Source organism: Bacillus sp. N3378-2at (assembly GCF_033412715.1).
GTDB lineage: Bacteria > Bacillota > Bacilli > Bacillales > Bacillaceae > Bacillus > Bacillus subtilis.
In genome coordinates, this window is record NZ_CP117986.1 from 3,513,653 (window position 1) to 3,532,832 (window position 19,180).

At 47.5% G+C, this 19,180-nt stretch carries 18 protein-coding genes; 16 read left to right on the plus strand and 2 right to left on the minus strand.

Features of this window, described 5'->3' with window-relative positions; genetic code table 11:
• Window positions 1–4 precede the first annotated feature (4 nt).
• Genes PUN35_RS18800 through PUN35_RS18855 form a run of 12 tightly spaced genes read left to right on the plus strand, consistent with a single transcriptional unit; the run spans window position 5 to window position 12,279 of the window.
• The gene (locus tag PUN35_RS18800) at window positions 5–1,150 is read left to right on the plus strand and encodes a glycosyltransferase family 4 protein (protein ID WP_014480953.1); all 1,146 of its coding nucleotides are present in this window, start codon (window positions 5–7) and stop codon (window positions 1,148–1,150) included.
• Window positions 1,147–1,983: a glycosyltransferase EpsE gene (epsE, locus tag PUN35_RS18805; RefSeq protein ID WP_014480952.1), complete on the plus strand. Its 837-nt coding sequence runs from the start codon at window positions 1,147–1,149 to the stop codon at window positions 1,981–1,983. The genes PUN35_RS18800 and epsE overlap by 4 nt, the downstream gene beginning before the upstream one ends.
• The gene (locus PUN35_RS18810; protein ID WP_014480951.1) at window positions 1,976–3,130 is read left to right on the plus strand and encodes a glycosyltransferase family 1 protein; all 1,155 of its coding nucleotides are present in this window, start codon (window positions 1,976–1,978) and stop codon (window positions 3,128–3,130) included. Before epsE ends, PUN35_RS18810 begins: the two co-directional genes overlap by 8 nt.
• A complete protein-coding gene (gene epsG, locus PUN35_RS18815; RefSeq protein WP_014480950.1) occupies window positions 3,127–4,230 on the plus strand; it encodes a biofilm exopolysaccharide biosynthesis protein EpsG in 1,104 nt (367 codons plus the stop codon). The genes PUN35_RS18810 and epsG overlap by 4 nt, the downstream gene beginning before the upstream one ends.
• Before the next feature lie 24 nt (window positions 4,231–4,254).
• On the plus strand, window positions 4,255–5,289 hold the full coding sequence (locus tag PUN35_RS18820; RefSeq protein WP_014480949.1) for a glycosyltransferase family 2 protein: 1,035 nt from the start codon (window positions 4,255–4,257) through the stop codon (window positions 5,287–5,289).
• Between the two features lie 4 nt (window positions 5,290–5,293).
• The gene (locus PUN35_RS18825) at window positions 5,294–6,370 is read left to right on the plus strand and encodes a polysaccharide pyruvyl transferase family protein (protein WP_014480948.1); all 1,077 of its coding nucleotides are present in this window, start codon (window positions 5,294–5,296) and stop codon (window positions 6,368–6,370) included.
• The gene (locus PUN35_RS18830; protein WP_014480947.1) at window positions 6,367–7,395 is read left to right on the plus strand and encodes a glycosyltransferase; all 1,029 of its coding nucleotides are present in this window, start codon (window positions 6,367–6,369) and stop codon (window positions 7,393–7,395) included. Before PUN35_RS18825 ends, PUN35_RS18830 begins: the two co-directional genes overlap by 4 nt.
• On the plus strand, window positions 7,392–8,909 hold the full coding sequence (locus PUN35_RS18835) for an MATE family efflux transporter (protein WP_033881234.1): 1,518 nt from the start codon (window positions 7,392–7,394) through the stop codon (window positions 8,907–8,909). The genes PUN35_RS18830 and PUN35_RS18835 overlap by 4 nt, the downstream gene beginning before the upstream one ends.
• Entirely contained in the window at window positions 8,906–9,514 is a 609-nt protein-coding gene (locus PUN35_RS18840) for a sugar transferase (RefSeq protein WP_014480945.1), read from the plus strand. Before PUN35_RS18835 ends, PUN35_RS18840 begins: the two co-directional genes overlap by 4 nt.
• A complete protein-coding gene (locus tag PUN35_RS18845) occupies window positions 9,511–10,161 on the plus strand; it encodes an acetyltransferase (RefSeq protein ID WP_014480944.1) in 651 nt (216 codons plus the stop codon). Before PUN35_RS18840 ends, PUN35_RS18845 begins: the two co-directional genes overlap by 4 nt.
• 4 nt (window positions 10,162–10,165) lie before the next feature.
• A complete protein-coding gene (locus tag PUN35_RS18850; RefSeq protein ID WP_014480943.1) occupies window positions 10,166–11,332 on the plus strand; it encodes a DegT/DnrJ/EryC1/StrS family aminotransferase in 1,167 nt (388 codons plus the stop codon).
• Window positions 11,311–12,279 carry a polysaccharide pyruvyl transferase family protein gene (locus tag PUN35_RS18855; protein WP_014480942.1) on the plus strand — a complete coding sequence of 323 codons (969 nt, stop codon included), beginning with the start codon at window positions 11,311–11,313 and terminating at the stop codon, window positions 12,277–12,279. Before PUN35_RS18850 ends, PUN35_RS18855 begins: the two co-directional genes overlap by 22 nt.
• Before the next feature lie 9 nt (window positions 12,280–12,288).
• On the opposite strand, the gene yvfG is transcribed toward PUN35_RS18855, so the two are convergent.
• Window positions 12,289–12,507, minus strand: a complete 219-nt coding sequence (gene yvfG, locus PUN35_RS18860; protein WP_003219905.1) for a protein YvfG — start codon at window positions 12,505–12,507, stop codon at window positions 12,289–12,291.
• Between the two features lie 78 nt (window positions 12,508–12,585).
• On the opposite strand from yvfG, the gene rpoN reads away from it, so the two are divergent.
• Window positions 12,586–13,896, plus strand: a complete 1,311-nt coding sequence (rpoN, locus tag PUN35_RS18865) for an RNA polymerase factor sigma-54 (RefSeq protein WP_033881237.1) — start codon at window positions 12,586–12,588, stop codon at window positions 13,894–13,896.
• Window positions 13,897–13,922: 26 nt separating this feature from the next.
• Here the strand turns inward: rpoN and lutP are convergent, their stop codons facing one another.
• The gene (lutP, locus tag PUN35_RS18870; protein WP_014480940.1) at window positions 13,923–15,614 is read right to left on the minus strand and encodes an L-lactate permease LutP; all 1,692 of its coding nucleotides are present in this window, start codon (window positions 15,612–15,614) and stop codon (window positions 13,923–13,925) included.
• Window positions 15,615–15,841: 227 nt separating this feature from the next.
• On the opposite strand from lutP, the gene lutR reads away from it, so the two are divergent.
• The 3 genes from lutR to ganS all read left to right on the plus strand — a co-directional run bounded on the left by lutR (window position 15,842) and on the right by ganS (window position 19,142).
• The gene (gene lutR / locus PUN35_RS18875) at window positions 15,842–16,564 is read left to right on the plus strand and encodes an L-lactate utilization/bacilysin biosynthesis transcriptional regulator LutR (protein WP_014480939.1); all 723 of its coding nucleotides are present in this window, start codon (window positions 15,842–15,844) and stop codon (window positions 16,562–16,564) included.
• Window positions 16,565–16,743: 179 nt separating this feature from the next.
• Window positions 16,744–17,742, plus strand: a complete 999-nt coding sequence (ganR, locus tag PUN35_RS18880) for a galactan degradation operon transcriptional regulator GanR (RefSeq protein ID WP_014480938.1) — start codon at window positions 16,744–16,746, stop codon at window positions 17,740–17,742.
• 134 nt (window positions 17,743–17,876) lie between these two features.
• Window positions 17,877–19,142, plus strand: a complete 1,266-nt coding sequence (gene ganS, locus PUN35_RS18885; protein WP_014480937.1) for an arabinogalactan oligomer ABC transporter substrate-binding protein GanS — start codon at window positions 17,877–17,879, stop codon at window positions 19,140–19,142.
• Window positions 19,143–19,180: the final 38 nt, after the last annotated feature.

The following is a 19,180-nucleotide window of genomic DNA, read 5'->3' on the forward strand; positions in this document are numbered from 1 at the left end:
GAAAATGACGAAAAAGATATTGTTTTGCGCGACTGTTGATTATCATTTTAAGGCCTTTCACCTCCCTTATTTTAAATGGTTCAAACAAATGGGCTGGGAGGTTCATGTCGCCGCGAACGGACAAACCAAGCTGCCGTATGTGGATGAGAAATTCTCCATCCCGATTCGCAGGTCACCTTTTGCCCCTCAGAACCTGGCCGTTTATAGGCAGCTGAAGAAAGTGATCGACACCTATGAATACGACATTGTCCATTGCCATACACCGGTCGGCGGCGTTCTCGCCAGACTGGCGGCGAGGCAGGCACGGCGGCACGGAACAAAGGTGCTGTATACAGCGCACGGATTTCACTTCTGCAAAGGAGCACCAATGAAAAATTGGCTTCTTTACTATCCGGTCGAGAAATGGCTTTCAGCATATACGGACTGCCTGATTACGATTAATGAAGAGGATTATAAACGGGCGAAAGGACTTCAAAGGCCGGGCGGAAGGACGCAGAAAATTCACGGCATTGGCGTCAACACCGAGCGTTTCCGGCCTGTCAGTCCGATAGAGCAGCAAAAACTCAGAGAAAAACACGGGTTCCGTAAAGATGATTTTATATTGGTTTATCCGGCTGAGCTCAATCTGAACAAAAACCAGAAGCAGTTAATAGAAGCCGCAGCCTTGCTAAAAGAAAAAATTCCTTCGCTCCGCCTTGTGTTTGCCGGGGAAGGGGCAATGGAACAAACGTATCAAACGTTAGCTGAAAAGCTTGGTGCCTCCGCCAATGTCTGTTTTTACGGCTTTTGCAGCGACATACATAAGCTGATTCAGCTTGCGGATGTATCTGTCGCATCCAGCATTAGAGAGGGCCTCGGCATGAATGTGCTTGAGGGAATGGCGGCAGAAAAACCGGCGATCGCCACAGATAATCGCGGGCATCGGGAAATCATTCGCGACGGAGAAAACGGTTTTCTGATCAAAATCGGTGACAGTGCTGCTTTTGCCCGCCGGATTGAACAGCTTTACCATAAGCCGGAGCTCTGCCGAAAGCTGGGACAGGAAGGCCGAAAAACAGCCTTGCGCTTCTCGGAGGCGCGAACGGTGGAAGAAATGGCAGATATTTATTCCGCGTACATGGATATGGATATAAAGGAGAAAAGCGTATGAACTCAGGACCGAAAGTTTCTGTCATTATGGGCATTTATAATTGCGAACGCACTTTGGCAGAAAGCATAGAATCCATTCTCAGCCAATCCTATAAAAATTGGGAGCTGATTTTGTGCGATGATGCGTCAACAGACGGCACGCTCCGTATCGCGAAGCAGTATGCCGCTCATTACAGCGACTGCATCAAACTGATTCAAAACAAAACAAATAAGCGGCTTGCCGCATCATTAAATCATTGTCTTTCGCATGCGACAGGCGATTATATCGCACGTCAGGACGGAGATGACCTTTCGTTTCCGCGCCGTCTGGAAAAGCAGGTCGCGTTTTTAGAAAAGCACCGACACTATCAGGTGGTTGGCACCGGCATGCTTGTGTTTGATGAATTTGGCGTAAGAGGCACCCGCATTCTGCCTTCTGTTCCGGAGCCGGGCATCATGGCAAAAGGGACTCCATTTTGCCACGGCACGATTATGATGAGAGCGAGTGCCTACCGCACGCTGAAAGGCTACCTGTCGGTGCGGCGGACGAGACGAATGGAAGATATTGATTTGTGGCTTCGCTTTTTTGAAGAGGGCTTCAGGGGCTATAATCTTCAGGAAGCCTTGTATAAAGTGAGGGAAGACAGCGATGCATTCAAACGGCGGTCATTTACGTATTCAATCGACAATGCCATTCTTGTCTATCAGGCGTGCAGACGCTTGAAGCTTCCTTTATCTGATTACATATATATCGCGAAACCGTTAATCCGCGCCTTTATGCCTGCAGCCGTGATGGATCGCTACCATAAAAAAAGAGTGATGAACCAACAGGAAGGGCTTGTCAAGCATGAATAGCAGCCAAAAGCGCGTGCTCCATGTTCTCAGCGGCATGAACAGGGGCGGCGCGGAAACCATGGTAATGAATTTATATCGGAAGATGGACAAAAGCAAAGTGCAATTTGATTTTTTAACGTATCGAAATGATCCGTGCGCTTATGATGAAGAGATTTTATCTTTAGGCGGGCGGCTTTTTTATGTCCCGAGCATTGGGCAAAGCAATCCCCTTACATTTGTGAGGAATGTGAGAAACGCGATAAAAGAAAACGGGCCGTTCAGCGCCGTTCATGCGCACACGGATTTCCAAACGGGTTTTATCGCCCTTGCGGCAAGGCTCGCCGGAGTGCCGGTCAGGGTATGCCACTCCCACAATACGTCTTGGAAGACCGGCTTCAACTGGAAGGATCGCTTGCAGCTGCTCGTGTTCAGGCGGCTCATTTTGGCAAATGCGACAGCGCTGTGTGCCTGCGGAGAGGATGCGGGCAGGTTTTTATTTGGACAGTCCAATATGGAGCGGGAGCGTGTTCACCTTCTTCCTAACGGGATTGACCTTGAGTTGTTCGCCCCAAATGGGCAGGCGGCTGATGAAGAAAAAGCAGCACGCGGCATTGCAGCCGACCGGCTCATCATCGGCCATGTGGCCCGGTTTCATGAAGTGAAAAACCACGCGTTCCTGTTGAAACTTGCCGCACATCTCAAAGAAAGAGGCGTTCGCTTTCAGCTCGTTCTGGCGGGAGACGGGCCGTTGCGCGGGGAGATAGAGGAGGAGGCGCGGCAGCAGAATTTGCTATCAGACGTCCTCTTTTTAGGCACGGAAGAACGGATCCATGAACTGATGCGAACATTCGATGTATTTGTCATGCCGTCTCTGTACGAAGGCTTGCCGGTTGTGCTTGTGGAAGCGCAGGCGTCGGGGCTTCCATGCATCATTTCAGACAGCATTACAGAAAAAGTCGACGCCGGTCTCGGGCTTGTCACAAGATTAAGTCTTTCTGAGCCGATCAGCGTCTGGGCTGAAACCATTGCAAGGGCGGCCGCCGCAGGCAGGCCGAAGCGTGAGTTCATCAACGAAACACTCGCTCAACTTGGCTACGATGCACAGCAAAATGTAGGAGCGCTGCTGAATGTATACAACATCAGCACGGAAAAGGACCATGACCGATGATTGTATATGCCGTTAATATGGGGATTGTATTTATTTGGTCTTGGTTCGCTAAAATGTGCGGCGGCCGTGACGATTCGCTTGCCACGGGGTATCGGCCGAATAAGCTTTTGATCTGGATTCCGCTCGCTTCACTTGTGCTCGTGTCAGGTCTCCGCTATCGAGTCGGCACGGATTTTCAGACGTACACGCTGCTGTACGAATTGGCGGGCGATTATCAAAATGTGTGGCAGATATTCGGTTTCGGCACAGCGAAAACAGCGACAGATCCGGGGTTTACCGCATTCCTTTGGCTGATGAATTTCATCACGGAAGATCCTCAAATCATGTATTTTACGGTGGCGGTCGTGACCTACAGCTTTATTATGAAGACACTCGCCGACTATGGCAGGCCGTTTGAGCTGAGTGTCTTTTTGTTTTTGGGAACCTTTCATTACTACGCGTCTTTTAACGGCATCAGGCAATACATGGTGGCAGCTGTTTTGTTTTGGGCGGTCCGTTATATCATCAGCGGGAACTGGAAGCGATATTTCCTGATTGTGCTGGTCAGCTCGCTCTTTCATTCGTCGGCGCTGATTATGATTCCGGTGTACTTTATTGTCAGAAGAAAAGCCTGGTCTCCGGCGATATTCGGCCTATCCGCTTTGTTTCTCGGCATGACATTTTTATATCAAAAATTTATTTCTGTGTTTGTCGTTGTACTTGAAAACAGCTCATACAGCCATTATGAAAAATGGCTCATGACGAACACAAATGGAATGAATGTGATCAAAATCGCTGTGTTGGTTCTGCCGCTGTTCCTTGCATTTTGCTATAAAGAACGACTGCGGAGTCTGTGGCCGCAAATTGATATTGTCGTCAATTTGTGCCTGCTAGGTTTTTTGTTCGGCCTTTTGGCCACAAAGGACGTGATTTTTGCCAGATTCAATATTTATTTCGGTCTGTATCAAATGATCCTAGTCCCTTATTTCGTCAGGATATTTGATGAAAAATCGAACGCTCTTATCTATATCGCTATCGTTGTTTGTTATTTTCTTTACAGTTATTTGCTTATGCCGGTCGATTCATCGGTTCTGCCTTACAGAACGATTTTTTCCCGGTAATTTATGCAAGAGGAGCCGGTCATTATGGAAACATCTGCGGTTAGTCTGTTAGTCGCTGTTTATAACACAGAAACATATATCAGAACGTGTCTCGAATCCCTGCGGAACCAGACAGTGGACAATATTGAAATCATCATCGTCAATGACGGTTCTCAAGACGCCAGCCCGGATATCGCAGAAGAATACGCCAAAATGGACAACAGGTTCAAGGTGATTCATCAGGAGAACCAGGGTCTCGGTGCGGTTCGGAATAAAGGCATTGAGGCAGCACGCGGCGAATTTATCGCGTTTATCGATTCAGACGATTGGATCGAACCTGATTATTGCGAGCAGATGCTCCGGGCAGCAGGCGATGAAACTGATCTGGTCATTTGCAATTATGCCGCAGAGTTTGAGGACACTGGCAAAACCATGGACTCTGACATTGCCCAAACCTATCAGGATCAGCCGAAGGAGCACTATATCAAGGCGTTATTCGAAGGGAAGGTCAGAGGGTTTTCATGGAACAAACTGTACAGAAGAAGCATGATTGAAGCCCATCGGCTGTCGTTTCCGCTCCGAGGCGAGCTGGAGCATGTCGAGGATCAGTTTTTCAGCTTCAGGGCTCACTTTTTCGCCCGCTCAGTATCCTACGTAAAAACGCCGCTCTATCATTATCGAATTCACCTTTCCTCCATTGTGCAGCGCTATCAGAAAAAATTGTTTGAATCAGGACTTGCGCTGTATGAGGCGAATGCGGCGTTTTTACAGGAGAACAACAAACTGGAGGAGTATCGCAAGGAGCTTGATACCTTTATCGTTCTTCACAGCAGCATCTGCATGCTGAATGAATGGAAAACGAGCGGCAGCCGCCGGCTGTTTGAAAAGCTTAGAAATGTTGGCGTGATATGCGCGGACCCGGTGTTTCAAGAAAGTCTTTCAAAAACGGGTACCGCTCCTTTTGACACAAAACGGTCATGCCTGCTTCTGATGGCGAAATACAGAATGATTCCGTTCGTCGCGATGGCATCGGCTGTGTATCAGCGGGTGATCGAGTACAAAATGAGAAACAGAGGGTGAGGACATGTCGTTACAATCGTTGAAAATCAATTTTGCAGAATGGCTGCTGCTAAAGGTCAAATACCCGTCCCAATATTGGCTGGGAGCGGCAGATCAGCCGGTAAAGGCCGCAGCACATCAGAAAAAAATCATACTGACCCTGCTGCCGTCCCATGACAATTTGGGAGATCACGCAATTGCTTATGCCAGCAAGGCATTTCTTGAGCAAGAATACCCGGACTTTGACATCGTCGAGGTTGATATGAAGGACATTTACAAATCAGCAAAAAGCCTGATCCGCTCGCGCCATCCGGAGGATATGGTCTTTATCATCGGCGGCGGAAACATGGGGGATATATACCGTTATGAGGAGTGGACGCGCCGCTTCATCATTAAAACATTCCATGACTATCGGGTTGTCCAGCTTCCGGCAACGGCTCATTTTTCTGACACGAAAAAAGGGCGCAAAGAGCTGAAACGGGCACAGAAAATTTATAATGCGCACCCCGGCCTGTTGCTGATGGCGCGGGATGAAACAACGTATCAATTTATGAAACAGCATTTTCAAGAAAAAACAATTTTGAAGCAGCCGGACATGGTGCTGTATTTAGATAGAAGCAAGACCCCCGCAGAACGCGAAGGGGTTTATATGTGTTTGCGCGAGGATCAGGAAAGCGTGCTTCAGGAGGAGCAGAGGAACCGAGTCAAAGCTGCGTTATTTGAGGAATTCAGCGAGATCAAACCCTTTACGACAACGATCGGGCGCCGGGTCAGCCGCGATACACGCGAACAAGAACTTGAAGCGCTGTGGTCTAAGCTGCAAAGCGCAGAAGCCGTCGTCACTGACAGGCTTCATGGCATGATTTTTTGCGCGCTGACAGGAACGCCGTGTGTTGTCATTCGCTCCTTTGACCATAAGGTGATGGAGGGCTATCAATGGCTTAAAGACATCCCGTTCATGAAGCTGATAGAACATCCGGAGCCAGAGCGCGTAACAGCCGCAGTCAATGAGCTTTTAACAAAAGAAACACCCCGTGCAGGCTTTCCGAGAGATGTGTATTTTAAAGGTCTGCGTGACAAAATCAGCGGTGAAGCGCAATGACCCCGCTCGTCAGCATTATTGTCCCGATGTATCATGTTGAACCATTTATAGGGGAGTGCATTGATTCTTTGCTTCGTCAAACGCTTTCTGATATTGAAATCATCCTCGTGAATGACGGAACACCGGATCGTTCAGGCGAAATTGCAGAGGATTATGCAAAACGGGATGCGAGAATCCGGGTCATTCATCAGGCAAACGGCGGGCTTAGTTCAGCGCGAAATACGGGAATAAAGGCCGCGCGGGGCACTTACATCGGCTTTGTAGACGGAGACGATTATGTATCATCCGCCATGTTCCAGAGACTGGCTGAAGAAGCGGAGGAAAATCGGCTCGACATCGTCGGATGCGGTTTTTACAAACAGTCATCGGACAGGCGGACATATGTGCCGCCGCAGCTTGAGGCAAACCGCGTGCTGACGAAACCAGAAATGACTGAACGGCTTAAACATGCTCACGAAACGAGATTTATCTGGTATGTATGGCGTTATCTTTACCGCCGTGAGCTTTTTGATAGGGCGAATCTGATGTTTGATGAAGACATCCGTTTTGCCGAAGACTCTCCCTTCAATTTGTCCGCTTTTTGCGAAGCGGAGCGGGTGAAAATGCTTGATGAGGGATTGTACATTTATCGTGAAAACCCGAACAGCCTGACAGAAATCCCTTATAAACCGGCGATGGATGAACATCTTCAAAAACAATATCAAGCTAAAATCGCATTCTACAATCACTATGGCTTAGCAGGCGCATGCCAAGAAGATTTGAATGTGTACATTTGCAGGCACCAGCTTCCGATGCTTTTGGCAAATGCCTGTGCTTCTCCGAATTCGCCGAAAGACATCAAAAAGAAGATCAGACAGATTTTATCCTATGACATGGTGCGGCAGGCTGTCAGACATACACCGTTTGAGAAATTATTAAGAGGAGAGCGCTTGGTATTAGCACTGTGTAAATGGCGGCTCACTTTTCTCATCAAGCTGTTTTTCGAGCATCGGGGGATAATGAAAGGCAGTGCGAAGCAAGCATGAAATTCACAATAAACTTCACCGCTAATCTCACGGCTTTTCTGTTGTCCGTTTTCCTATCGGTTTGGATGACGCCTTTTATTGTCAAAACGCTCGGTGTGGAAGCGTTTGGCTTTGTTCACTTGACACAAAATGTGATTAATTACTTTTCGGTTATTACCGTGGCGCTCAGCTCGGTTGTCGTTCGGTTCTTTTCTGTTGCTGCCCACAGGGGAGAGCGGGAGAAAGCAAATGCGTATATCAGCAATTATTTAGCGGCCTCTGTTTTGATTTCATTGCTGCTCTTGCTGCCGCTTGCGGGTTCGGCTTTTTTTATTGACCGCGTCATGAATGTGCCGCAAGCGCTTTTGGCAGATGTGCGTTTGTCGATTTTAATCGGCAGTTTGCTGTTTATTTTAACGTTTCTGATGGCGGGTTTCGGTGCTGCACCATTTTATGCCAACCGCCTTTATATCACCAGTTCCATTCAGGCGGTGCAAATGCTTATACGGGTGCTGTCTGTGCTGCTCCTGTTTGCATGCTTTGCGCCGAAAATCTGGCAGATCCAGCTTGCAGCTTTAGCTGGTGCTGTTATTGCGTCTGTGCTGTCTTTCTATTTCTTCAAAAAGCTGATTCCGTGGTTTTCGTTTCGTATGAAGGATCTTTCATTCCGCACTAGCAAGGAGCTGTTTCAAGCGGGCGCATGGAGCTCCGTCAATCAAATCGGCGTCCTGCTTTTTTTGCAGATTGATCTGTTAACCGCCAATTTGATGCTTGGGGCGTCCGCATCCGGGAAATACGCGGCGATTATCCAGTTTCCGCTGCTTTTGCGCAGCTTGGCCGGAACGGTCGCATCCCTGTTTGCGCCCATCATGACTTCATATTATTCAAAAGGCGATATGGAAGGATTGATGAATTACGCCAATAAGGCAGTAAGGCTCAATGGTCTTTTGCTTGCACTTCCTGCTGCCTTATTGGGCGGATTGGCGGGACCTTTTCTGACAATCTGGCTCGGACCGTCCTTTTCAACGATAGCACCGCTTTTATTTATTCATGCCGGATACTTGGTTGTCAGCCTCGCCTTTATGCCGCTGTTTTATATATGGACCGCTTTTAATCAACAAAAAACACCGGCGATTGTTACCCTGCTGTTAGGTGCGGTGAATGTGGTGCTGGCGGTCACGCTGAGCGGGCCGGCTCATCTCGGTCTGTACGGCATAACATTGGCAGGGGCCATTTCTCTTATTTTAAAAAATGCCATCTTTACGCCGCTTTACGTATCCCGCATTACAGGCTACAAAAAGCACGTGTTCTTTAAAGGCATCATCGGGCTTCTTTCAGCCGCTGTATTTGCCTGGGCGGTCTGTAAGGCAATTCAGTTCGTTGTGAAGATTGACAGCTGGCCGTCATTGATAGCGACGGGAGTGACAGTCAGCTTTTGCTACGCTGTTTTCGCTTTTATGCTCGTTTGTACAAAAGAGGAAAGACAGCTGGTATTAAAACGGTTTCGAAAAACGAAAGGAGCTGTGAATCTTTGATCCTGAAACGACTTTTTGATCTGACGGCCGCCATTTTTTTGTTGTGCTGTACAAGTGTGATCATTCTGTTCACCATCGCCGTTGTCAGGCTGAAAATAGGATCACCTGTCTTCTTTAAGCAAGTAAGGCCGGGCCTGCACGGCAAACCGTTCACCCTATATAAGTTCCGGACAATGACGGATGAACGGGACAGTGAGGGAAATCTGCTGCCCGATGAAGTCCGGCTGACGAAAACGGGCAGGCTGATCAGAAAGCTGAGCATTGATGAGCTTCCGCAGCTCCTGAATGTCCTGAAGGGCGATCTGAGCCTTGTCGGGCCGCGGCCGCTTTTGATGGACTATCTGCCTCTTTATACAGAAAAACAGGCACGGCGCCATGAGGTGAAGCCGGGTATCACAGGCTGGGCGCAAATCAATGGCAGAAACGCGATTTCCTGGGAAAAGAAATTTGAATTAGATGTTTGGTACGTTGACAACCGGTCATTTTTTCTCGATTTGAAAATTTTATGTTTGACGGTGCGAAAGGTCCTTGTTTCAGAAGGGATTCAGCAAACCAATCATGTGACCGCGGAACGGTTTACCGGAAGCGGAGATGTGTCCTCATGAAAAACGTGGCCATTGTGGGTGACGGCGGACACGGAAAGGTGATCAGAGAGCTGATAAACGCCCGCTCAGATACGCGCTTAGCCGCGGTGCTGGATGATAAATTCAAAACGTTCGAAGGCGGAAAAGAATGGTACACAGGACCGCCGGAAGCCGTTACTGAACTGCGCAGGCTCATTCCTGATGTGCTGTTTCTGATTGCTGTTGGGAATAACAGTGTCAGAAAACAGCTGGCGGAGCGACTGGGACTGAGGAAAGATGATTTTATTACATTGATTCACCCGTCAGCCATCGTCAGCAGGTCGGCTGTCATTGGGGAAGGGACAGTGATTATGGCGGGCGCGATCATTCAGGCGGATGCGCGCATCGGCGCTCATTGCATCATCAATACGGGTGCAGTGGCAGAGCACGATAATCAAATCAGCGATTACGTTCATCTGTCCCCGCGTGTCACGCTGTCAGGAGCGGTTTCCGTTCAGGAAGGCGCTCACGTCGGAACTGGTGCATCCGTCATACCGCAGATCACAATCGGGGCTTGGAGCATTGTCGGCGCCGGCTCCGCGGTGATCCGTCCCATACCGGACAGGGTAACGGCGGCCGGTGCTCCGGCACGCATCATTTCTTCCATTCAAACATCAAACAAAGGATGATTCTATGCATAAAAAAATCTACTTATCTCCCCCTCATATGAGCGGCAGGGAGCAGCACTATATTTCAGAAGCCTTTCGCTCAAACTGGATCGCGCCGCTTGGGCCGCTCGTGAATTCATTTGAAGAACAGCTGGCAGAACGAGTCGGTGTAAAAGCAGCCGCTGCGGTCGGCTCAGGAACGGCGGCGATTCATCTCGCCCTGCGTTTGCTTGAGGTAAAAGAAGGTGACAGCGTGTTTTGCCAGTCCTTCACATTTGTAGCAACCGCCAATCCGATTTTATATGAAAAAGCGGTGCCCGTCTTTATTGATTCTGAGCCTGATACGTGGAATATGTCGCCGACAGCCCTTGAAAGAGCATTGGAGGAAGCGAAAAGAAACGGAACACTGCCAAAAGCGGTTATTGCCGTCAATCTATATGGGCAGAGCGCGAAAATGGATGAAATCGTAAGCCTGTGCGATGCATACGGAGTTCCTGTCATTGAGGACGCAGCCGAATCTCTCGGAACAGTCTATAAAGGGAAGCAAAGCGGAACATTCGGGCGCTTCGGCATTTTTTCATTTAACGGGAACAAAATCATTACCACATCAGGGGGAGGGATGCTCGTTTCAAATGATGAAGCCGCAATTGAAAAAGCAAGATTTCTCGCTTCGCAGGCACGAGAACCGGCTGTTCATTATCAGCACAGTCAAATTGGACATAATTACAGGCTGAGCAATATCTTAGCCGGCGTCGGCATTGCCCAGCTTGAGGTGCTGGATGAGCGAGTGGAGACAAGAAGGACCATTTTCACGAGATACAAAAATGCGCTCGGTCACATAGACGGCGTCCGCTTTATGCCGGAGTACGCAGCAGGCGTATCCAATCGCTGGCTCACCACGCTCACACTTGATAACGGGCTCAGCCCATATGACGTAGTTCAACGTCTTGCTGAAGAAAACATTGAAGCCCGTCCGCTGTGGAAGCCGCTCCATACCCAGCCGCTATTCGATCCGGCTTTATTTTATTCTCATGAAGATACAGGAAGCGTATGCGAAGATTTGTTCAAGCGAGGAATCTGTCTCCCATCGGGGTCCAATATGACAGAAGATGAGCAAGACCGGGTCATTGAAGTGCTACTGCGCTTATTCCAAACTGCCGAGGTGAAGAAATGGACAGCAAGCATTCGATGATCAGCCTGAAACAGAAACTGTCCGGGCTGCTCGACGTCATACCGAAACAATCAGAGATTATATATGCTGACTATCCTCTATACGGAAATGTAGGGGATTTATTTATTATGAAAGGAACAGAAGCTTTCTTTAAAGAACACGGGATTCGGGTCAGAAAACGCTGGAATCCTGACAATTTTCCAGTCGGGCGAAAGCTGGATCCTCATCTCATCATCGTCTGCCAGGGAGGCGGAAACTTCGGGGATCTGTATCCGTATTATCAAGGCTTTAGAGAGAAAATCGTCCAAACCTATCCGAACCACAAAATTGTGATCCTGCCGCAATCGATTTATTTTCAAAACAAAGACAACCTCAAACGGACGGCAGAGATATTTTCTAAGCATGCGAACCTTCACATCATGACAAGGGAAAAAGCCTCCTATGCTACGGCACAGGCCTATTTTACAACAAATCACATTCAGCTTCTGCCTGATATGGCTCATCAGCTGTTTCCCGTCATTCCCACGCAGCAGCCGTCCAATCAAAAGCTGAGATTTATCCGAACAGATCATGAAGCAAACCAGGCGCTTCAGGAACACGCAGAAGCGGAAAGCTACGACTGGCGCACGGTGCTGTCAGCTTCAGACCGCCGGACGATTGCTTTTCTCCAAACGCTGAACGTCTTGAATAAAAAAGCAGGCAACCCTTTGCCCATTGCGTATATATGGGAAAAATACTCGGATTATATCGTCCAAAAAGCGATTCGGTTTTTCAGCCGTTACGAATCGGTGGAAACGTCAAGGCTGCACGGACACATCTTGTCTTCTCTTCTTCAAAAAGAAAACACGGTCATTGATAATTCCTACGGGAAAAACGCCAATTACTTTCATACCTGGATGGAAGGCGTGCCAAGCACCCATCTCATCCAACACGCCTCAAAGAAGGAAAACCTTCCTGCTCACATGTGAGCGGAAGGTTTATTTTGATTCTCCACGTTTGACTTTGTTGTATGCTTCATCTAAATGCTGAATCCGTTTCAGGACAACTGCGTTTTTCGTCAGCTGGTCCTGCACGAGTGTTGAGACAACGGAACGGTAGTAGCTGTTCATCGCGTGGATTTTATCCTCAGACTGATTCATTTCAATATGCTGTTTTAAATTCTCAATAAAATAAGGGACGGAAAAAAGTTCAGACATTTCTTTGGCAGCTCCTTTTTCATAAATGTATACGGTGTGATCTCAATCATGTACAATGAAGAAAGGGGAGTGAGCATGATGGATATGAAACTTCAGCAAGTACAAGTATTAAAGCCTCAACTGACACAGGAGCTCAGGCAGGCCATCACGCTGCTTGGCTATCATTCGGCAGAACTCGCCGAGTACATTGATGAGCTCTCACTGGAAAACCCTCTTATTGAACGAAAGGAAACAGACACACCGCCACTATCTTACCATAAAACAAACAAAAACAGGATGAATGCACAGGAAGCGGGCCTTCAATTAAGTAATCCGCAAAAAACATTGCAGGATGCGTTAAAACAGCAGTCACTCGATATGAATCTGACCAACACTGAAAAAAAGATTTTTAATTATCTGATTCATTCGCTTGATTCAAACGGGTACTTGGAAGAAGATGTGGAGGAGGCAGCACGGCGCCTATCTGTATCGGCTAAGGAAACGGAGGCTGTTTTGGCAAAACTCCAGTCGTTAGAACCGGCTGGAATCGGCGCGAGATCTTTGCAGGAATGCATCCTTCTTCAATTACAGCGGCTGCCGAACAGAAATGAACAAGCGGAAATGCTGGTTTCAGCTCATTTTGATGCTTTTGCACAAAAAAAATGGAAAGCGCTTTCAGTGGAGACAGGAATTCCGCTTCATACTATTCAAGATATCTCAGATGATATCGCGGCTCTTCATCCTAGACCTGGCCTTCTGTTTGCCCGGCCAGAGCAAGATGTGTATATTGAGCCTGATATTTTTATCACCGTAAAAAACGGGCACATTGCAGCGGAACTGAATACCCGCTCGTTTCCCGAGATCGATCTGCATCCGCAGTACAGAACGCTTTTATCATCCGGCTCCTGTCAGGATACTGTCTCCTATTTATCTGCGAAATATCAGGAGTGGCGCTGGCTGAGCCGCGCGCTGCGGCAGCGAAAACAGACAATCACGAGAATTATCAATGAACTGATCACACGCCAAAAGGATTTCTTTCTGAAAGGGCGAAGCGCAATGAAGCCGCTGACTCTCAGAGAGGTGGCGGACTGTCTAAGCCTTCATGAATCAACTGTGAGCCGGGCCATTAAAGGGAAAACAATACAAACGCCTTACGGGCTGTTTGAGATGAAACTCTTTTTCTCAGCAAAAGCCGAGGCTTCAGGTGATGGAGATGCGTCGAATTATGCAGTCAAAACGCATCTGGAAAACCTGATCAATCAAGAGGACAAAACAAAACCGCTTTCAGACCAAAAGCTTGTCGATTTGCTGTATGAACAACATGGCATCCAAATCTCGAGACGCACCGTGGCAAAATATCGCGACCAAATGAATATTCCGTCATCGGCAGCGAGAAAGCGATATAAATAAAATCCTCCCTAGACGGGAGGATTTTTTTAAGGAATCATCCAGCTGAATATGTGATGCTGCAAAAAGGTGATGATACAAACGAGCAGCAGCAAAAACAGACTGTGTTTAATGGTAAAGCGGAAAAGATCTGACTCCTTTCCGGCGAGTCCTACGGCAGCGCACGCCACCGCTATCGACTGCGGCGAAATCATTTTTCCTGTGACACCGCCTGAAGAATTGGCGGCCACAGACAGAACGGGGTCCATGCCGACTGATAATGCGGTGACTTTCTGCAGGTTGCCGAACAGCAGGTTGGCGGAAGTATCCGAGCCGGTAATGAAGACGCCGAGCCAGCCGAGGACGGGCGAAAAGAAGGTAAACATCGAACCTGTCAGCGCGAGTGTCATCCCGAGTGTCGTGCTCATTCCCGAGGAGTTGGTGACATAGGCAAAACCAACGACAGAAGCGATGGTCAAAATCGGAAGCTTCAATTCCTGGACTGTTTCTTTAAAAACGGTTCCCCAGTCTTTCCACGAAATCGCCGTGATGAACTTTGACAGCACTGCGGCAATCAATATCGCGGTGCCGGCCGAACCAAGCACCTCAAGCTTGTAAACCGCCTCAATCGGCGTACCGTCAGCATTGACAATCTGATTGTTCAAAAAAGGCACACCGGGGGCAAAAGTCAGTTTTTCTCCAACAGCATTCAGCCACTTCAAGAACGCCGCAGAGCCTTCATAATGCCCGGTCAGTGCAGATTTGACAGATGGAATGCCCCATACGGAAATCATCGCCGTCAGCAGCAGAAATGGCGACCAAGCCTTAAAAATCTGTCCGCCGCTGTATGCAGGCGCCGCCGGACTTGTGCGCGCCGTTTCAATTGAGGCGGCCGACTCTTGTTCACCGGCAAACCGGAATGCTGTTTTCGGCTTCCACCATTTCAAAAACACAGCAAGCGCAGCCATTGAAACAAGAGCTGACAAAACATCGGGCAGCTCAGGCCCTAAAAAATTGGAACTGAGATATTGAACAACAGCAAAGGAAACACCGGATACGAGAATCGCCGGCCAGATTTCCAAGGCTTTCCTGAACCCGCTCATGATGATGATTAAATAAAGAGGAATAAATACGGATAAAAACGGCAGCTGCCGCCCGACCATTTGCGAAATCTCCATCGCCGGAATCCCTGTCGGCCCTTCTACGGCTGTAATTGGAATCCCAATCGCCCCAAAGGCAACCGGCGCCGTATTGGCGATCAAACAGATCCCCGCAGCATAAAGAGGATTAAAGCCGAGACCGACCAGCAGCGCGGCAGAAATGGCGACCGGCGCTCCGAAGCCTGCTGCCCCTTCTAAAAAAGCCCCGAATGAAAAAGCGATCAAGAGAGCTTGAAGCCGTCGGTCATCAGTAATCGAGAGAACAGAGCTGCGAATGATATCAAACTGTCCCGTTTTCACAGTGATTTTATACAAAAAAACAGACGTCACAATGATCCAGCCGATCGGCAACAATCCGTATACGGCTCCTTGTGTCGCGGACATCAGCGCTTTTTCCGCCGGCATCCGATAAACCAATACAGCAATGATAAGGGCGATCCCCAATGTGGCCAAGCCAGCTGTATACCCCTTCATCCGTTTAATCGCGAGTGCCCAAAAAAAGAAAATAATCGGTACAAGTGCGGCAAGCGCTGATAATAGCAAATTTCCCCCTATAGGCGTATATGCCTGTGTCCATTGCATCCCAAACCCCTCCTTAAAACATAAACTGGCGCCATATGTAAGCGGTTTCCATAGATGATATGATCATCTGATGACTGGGTAATAAGACCAGTTACCTAGCATTATATTTTGAAAAAAATCAAAGTACAAGACTTTTTGACAAAATAGTCAAAATCTTTTGGCTGCCCACAAAACAGAGTATAATAGATCGTAAACAGCCAGACCTACAAGTTACGGGGTGAATTGCATTGAAATACAAACAGATTAAAACAAAAAAAATATATGAAGAAGTAGCGGATGCACTATTAGATATGATCAAAAACGGCGAATTGAAGCCTGGGGATAAACTGGACTCTGTTCAGGCGCTTGCTGAGAGCTTTCAAGTCAGCCGTTCAGCGGTTCGCGAAGCACTTTCTGCGCTAAAGGCGATGGGGCTTGTCGAAATGAAACAGGGAGAAGGCACGTATCTGAAGGAATTTGAGCTCAATCAAATTTCTCAGCCGCTCTCAGCCGCCCTTCTGATGAAAAAAGAGGACGTCAAGCAGCTGCTCGAGGTCAGAAAACTGCTTGAAATCGGCGTGGCTTCACTAGCGGCTGAAAAAAGGACAGAAGCAGATCTCAAAAGAATTCATGATGCACTAAAGGAAATGGGCAGCATTGAAGCGGACGGGGAGCTGGGAGAGAAAGCAGACTTTGCATTTCATCTTGCGCTTGCGGACGCTTCTCAAAATGAACTTCTTAAACACTTGATGAATCACGTGTCATCATTGCTGCTGGAAACAATGAGGGAAACGAGGAAAATCTGGCTGTTTTCCAAGAAGACCTCCGTTCAGCGGCTGTATGAGGAGCACGAACGGATTTACAATGCTGTGGCTGCCGGGAACGGTGCACAGGCGGAAGCCGCCATGCTGGCGCATTTGACGAATGTGGAAGATGTGCTTTCGGGATATTTCGAGGAAAATGTGCAATAACCAACTCATTTCCCGGGCAATTCCGCCGGTTCCGAATGATACGAACAACTGAGACTGAGCCGCAAATGGTTCAGTCTTTTTACATGGCAGCCAGAGGGCTTTGTGCACTTGACATTTGTGAAAAAGAAAGTAAAATATTTTACTAAAACAATGCGAGCTGAATAATGGAGGCAGATACAATGGCGACAATTAAAGATATCGCGCAGGAAGCGGGATTTTCAATCTCAACCGTTTCCCGCGTTTTAAATAACGATGAAAGCCTTTCTGTTCCTGATGAGACACGGGAGAAAATCTATGAAGCGGCGGAAAAGCTCAATTACCGCAAAAAAACAGTAAGGCCGCTGGTGAAACATATTGCGTTTTTATATTGGCTGACAGATAAAGAAGAATTAGAAGATGTCTATTTTAAAACGATGAGATTAGAAGTAGAGAAACTGGCGAAAGCATTCAATGTCGATATGACCACTTATAAAATAGCGGATGGAATCGAGAGCATTCCTGAACATACGGAAGGGTTTATTGCCGTCGGCACATTTTCAGATGAAGAGCTGGCTTTCCTCAGAAATCTCACTGAAAACGGCGTGTTCATCGATTCAACTCCTGATCCCGATCATTTTGACTCGGTAAGGCCCGATTTGGCACAAATGACAAGGAAGACGGTAAACATCCTGACTGAGAAGGGGCATAAGAGCATCGGTTTTATCGGCGGCACATACAAAAATCCGAATACCAATCAGGATGAAATGGACATCCGTGAACAAACCTTCAGATCCTATATGAGGGAAAAAGCCATGCTGGACGAGCGCTATATTTTCTGTCATCGCGGATTCTCTGTAGAAAACGGCTACCGCCTGATGTCAGCAGCGATCGACACATTAGGCGATCAGCTTCCGACTGCTTTTATGATTGCAGCGGACCCGATTGCAGTGGGCTGTCTGCAAGCCCTGAACGAAAAAGGAATTGCCATACCAAACAGGGTAAGCATTGTGAGTATCAACAACATCAGCTTCGCGAAGTATGTCTCGCCTCCTCTGACGACGTTTCATATTGATATACATGAATTATGTAAAAATGCTGTTCAATTACTGCTTGAACAAGTGCAGGACAAGAGAAGAACGGTAAAAACATTATATGTGGGCGCAGAATTAATCGTCAGGAAGAGTATGAATGAAGGATGACTTAGGACACTAAGTCATTTTTTATTTAGGTAAAAAAATTTACTCTATGAAGTAAATAGTTTGTTTACACATTTTCTCAGGCATGCTATATTATCTTTAAAGCGCTTTCATTCCTACCGAAAGGGTGACAATCAATGAAAATGGCAAAAAAGTGTTCCGTATTCATGCTCTGCGCAGCTGTCAGTTTATCCTTGGCGGCTTGCGGCCCAAAGGAAAGCAGCAGCGCCAAATCGAGTTCAAAAGGGTCAGAGCTTGTTGTATGGGAGGATAAAGAAAAGAGCATCGGCATTAAAGACGCCGTTGCTGCGTTTGAAAAAGAGCATGATGTGAAGGTCAAAGTCGTTGAAAAACCGTATGCCAAGCAGATTGAAGATTTGCGAATGGACGGACCGGCCGGCACAGGCCCTGACGTGTTAACAATGCCAGGGGACCAAATCGGAACCGCTGTCACGGAAGGATTACTCAAGGAATTACATGTCAAAAAAGACGTTCAATCACTTTATACTGACGCTTCCATTCAGTCTCAAATGGTAGATCAAAAGCTTTATGGACTGCCAAAAGCGGTCGAAACGACTGTCCTTTTTTACAACAAAGATCTCATCTCCGAAAAGGAATTGCCCAAAACGCTGGAAGAGTGGTACGACTATTCCAAAAAGACTGCTAATGGCAGCCAATTTGGCTTTTTAGCCCTATTTGATCAAATTTATTATGCAGAAAGTGTGATGAGCGGATATGGCGGATACATTTTTGGAAAGGCCAAAGATGGGAGCTATAACCCGTCAGACATTGGAATTAATAATGAAGGAGCTGTCAAAGGTGCGGCGCTGATTCAGAAGTTTTACAAAGATGGCCTGTTCCCGGCTGGCATTATTGGAGAACAAGGGATTAACGTATTGGAATCGCTGTTCACAGAAGGAAAAGCCGCCGCAATTATCTCTGGGCCATGGAATGTAGAAGCTTTTTCAAAAGCAGGAATCAATTATGGCATTACGAAACTGCCGAAGCTGGAAAATGGGAAAAACATGAGCTCCTTTATCGGCGTCAAAAGCTACAACGTTAGTGCATTTTCAAAGAATGAAGAGCTGGCGCAAGAATTAGCCGTTTTTCTGGCAAATGAAAAAAATTCTAAAACACGATATGAAGAAACGAAAGAAGTTCCTGCTGTGAAATCCCTAGCCAATGACCCGGCTATTATGAAAAGCGAGGCGGCACGGGCTGTTACTGAACAATCCCGTTTCTCAGAGCCAACCCCAAATATTCCGGAAATGAATGAAATATGGACGCCGGCTGATTCAGCATTACAGACGGTTGCAACAGGGAAGGCAGATCCGAAACAAGCATTGGATCAAGCAGCTGAAACGGCCAAAGGACAAATTAAGGCAAAGCACAGCGGAAAATAAAGAGAAAGCTAGATTTGTATTGTAAGAGAGGTGAAAAC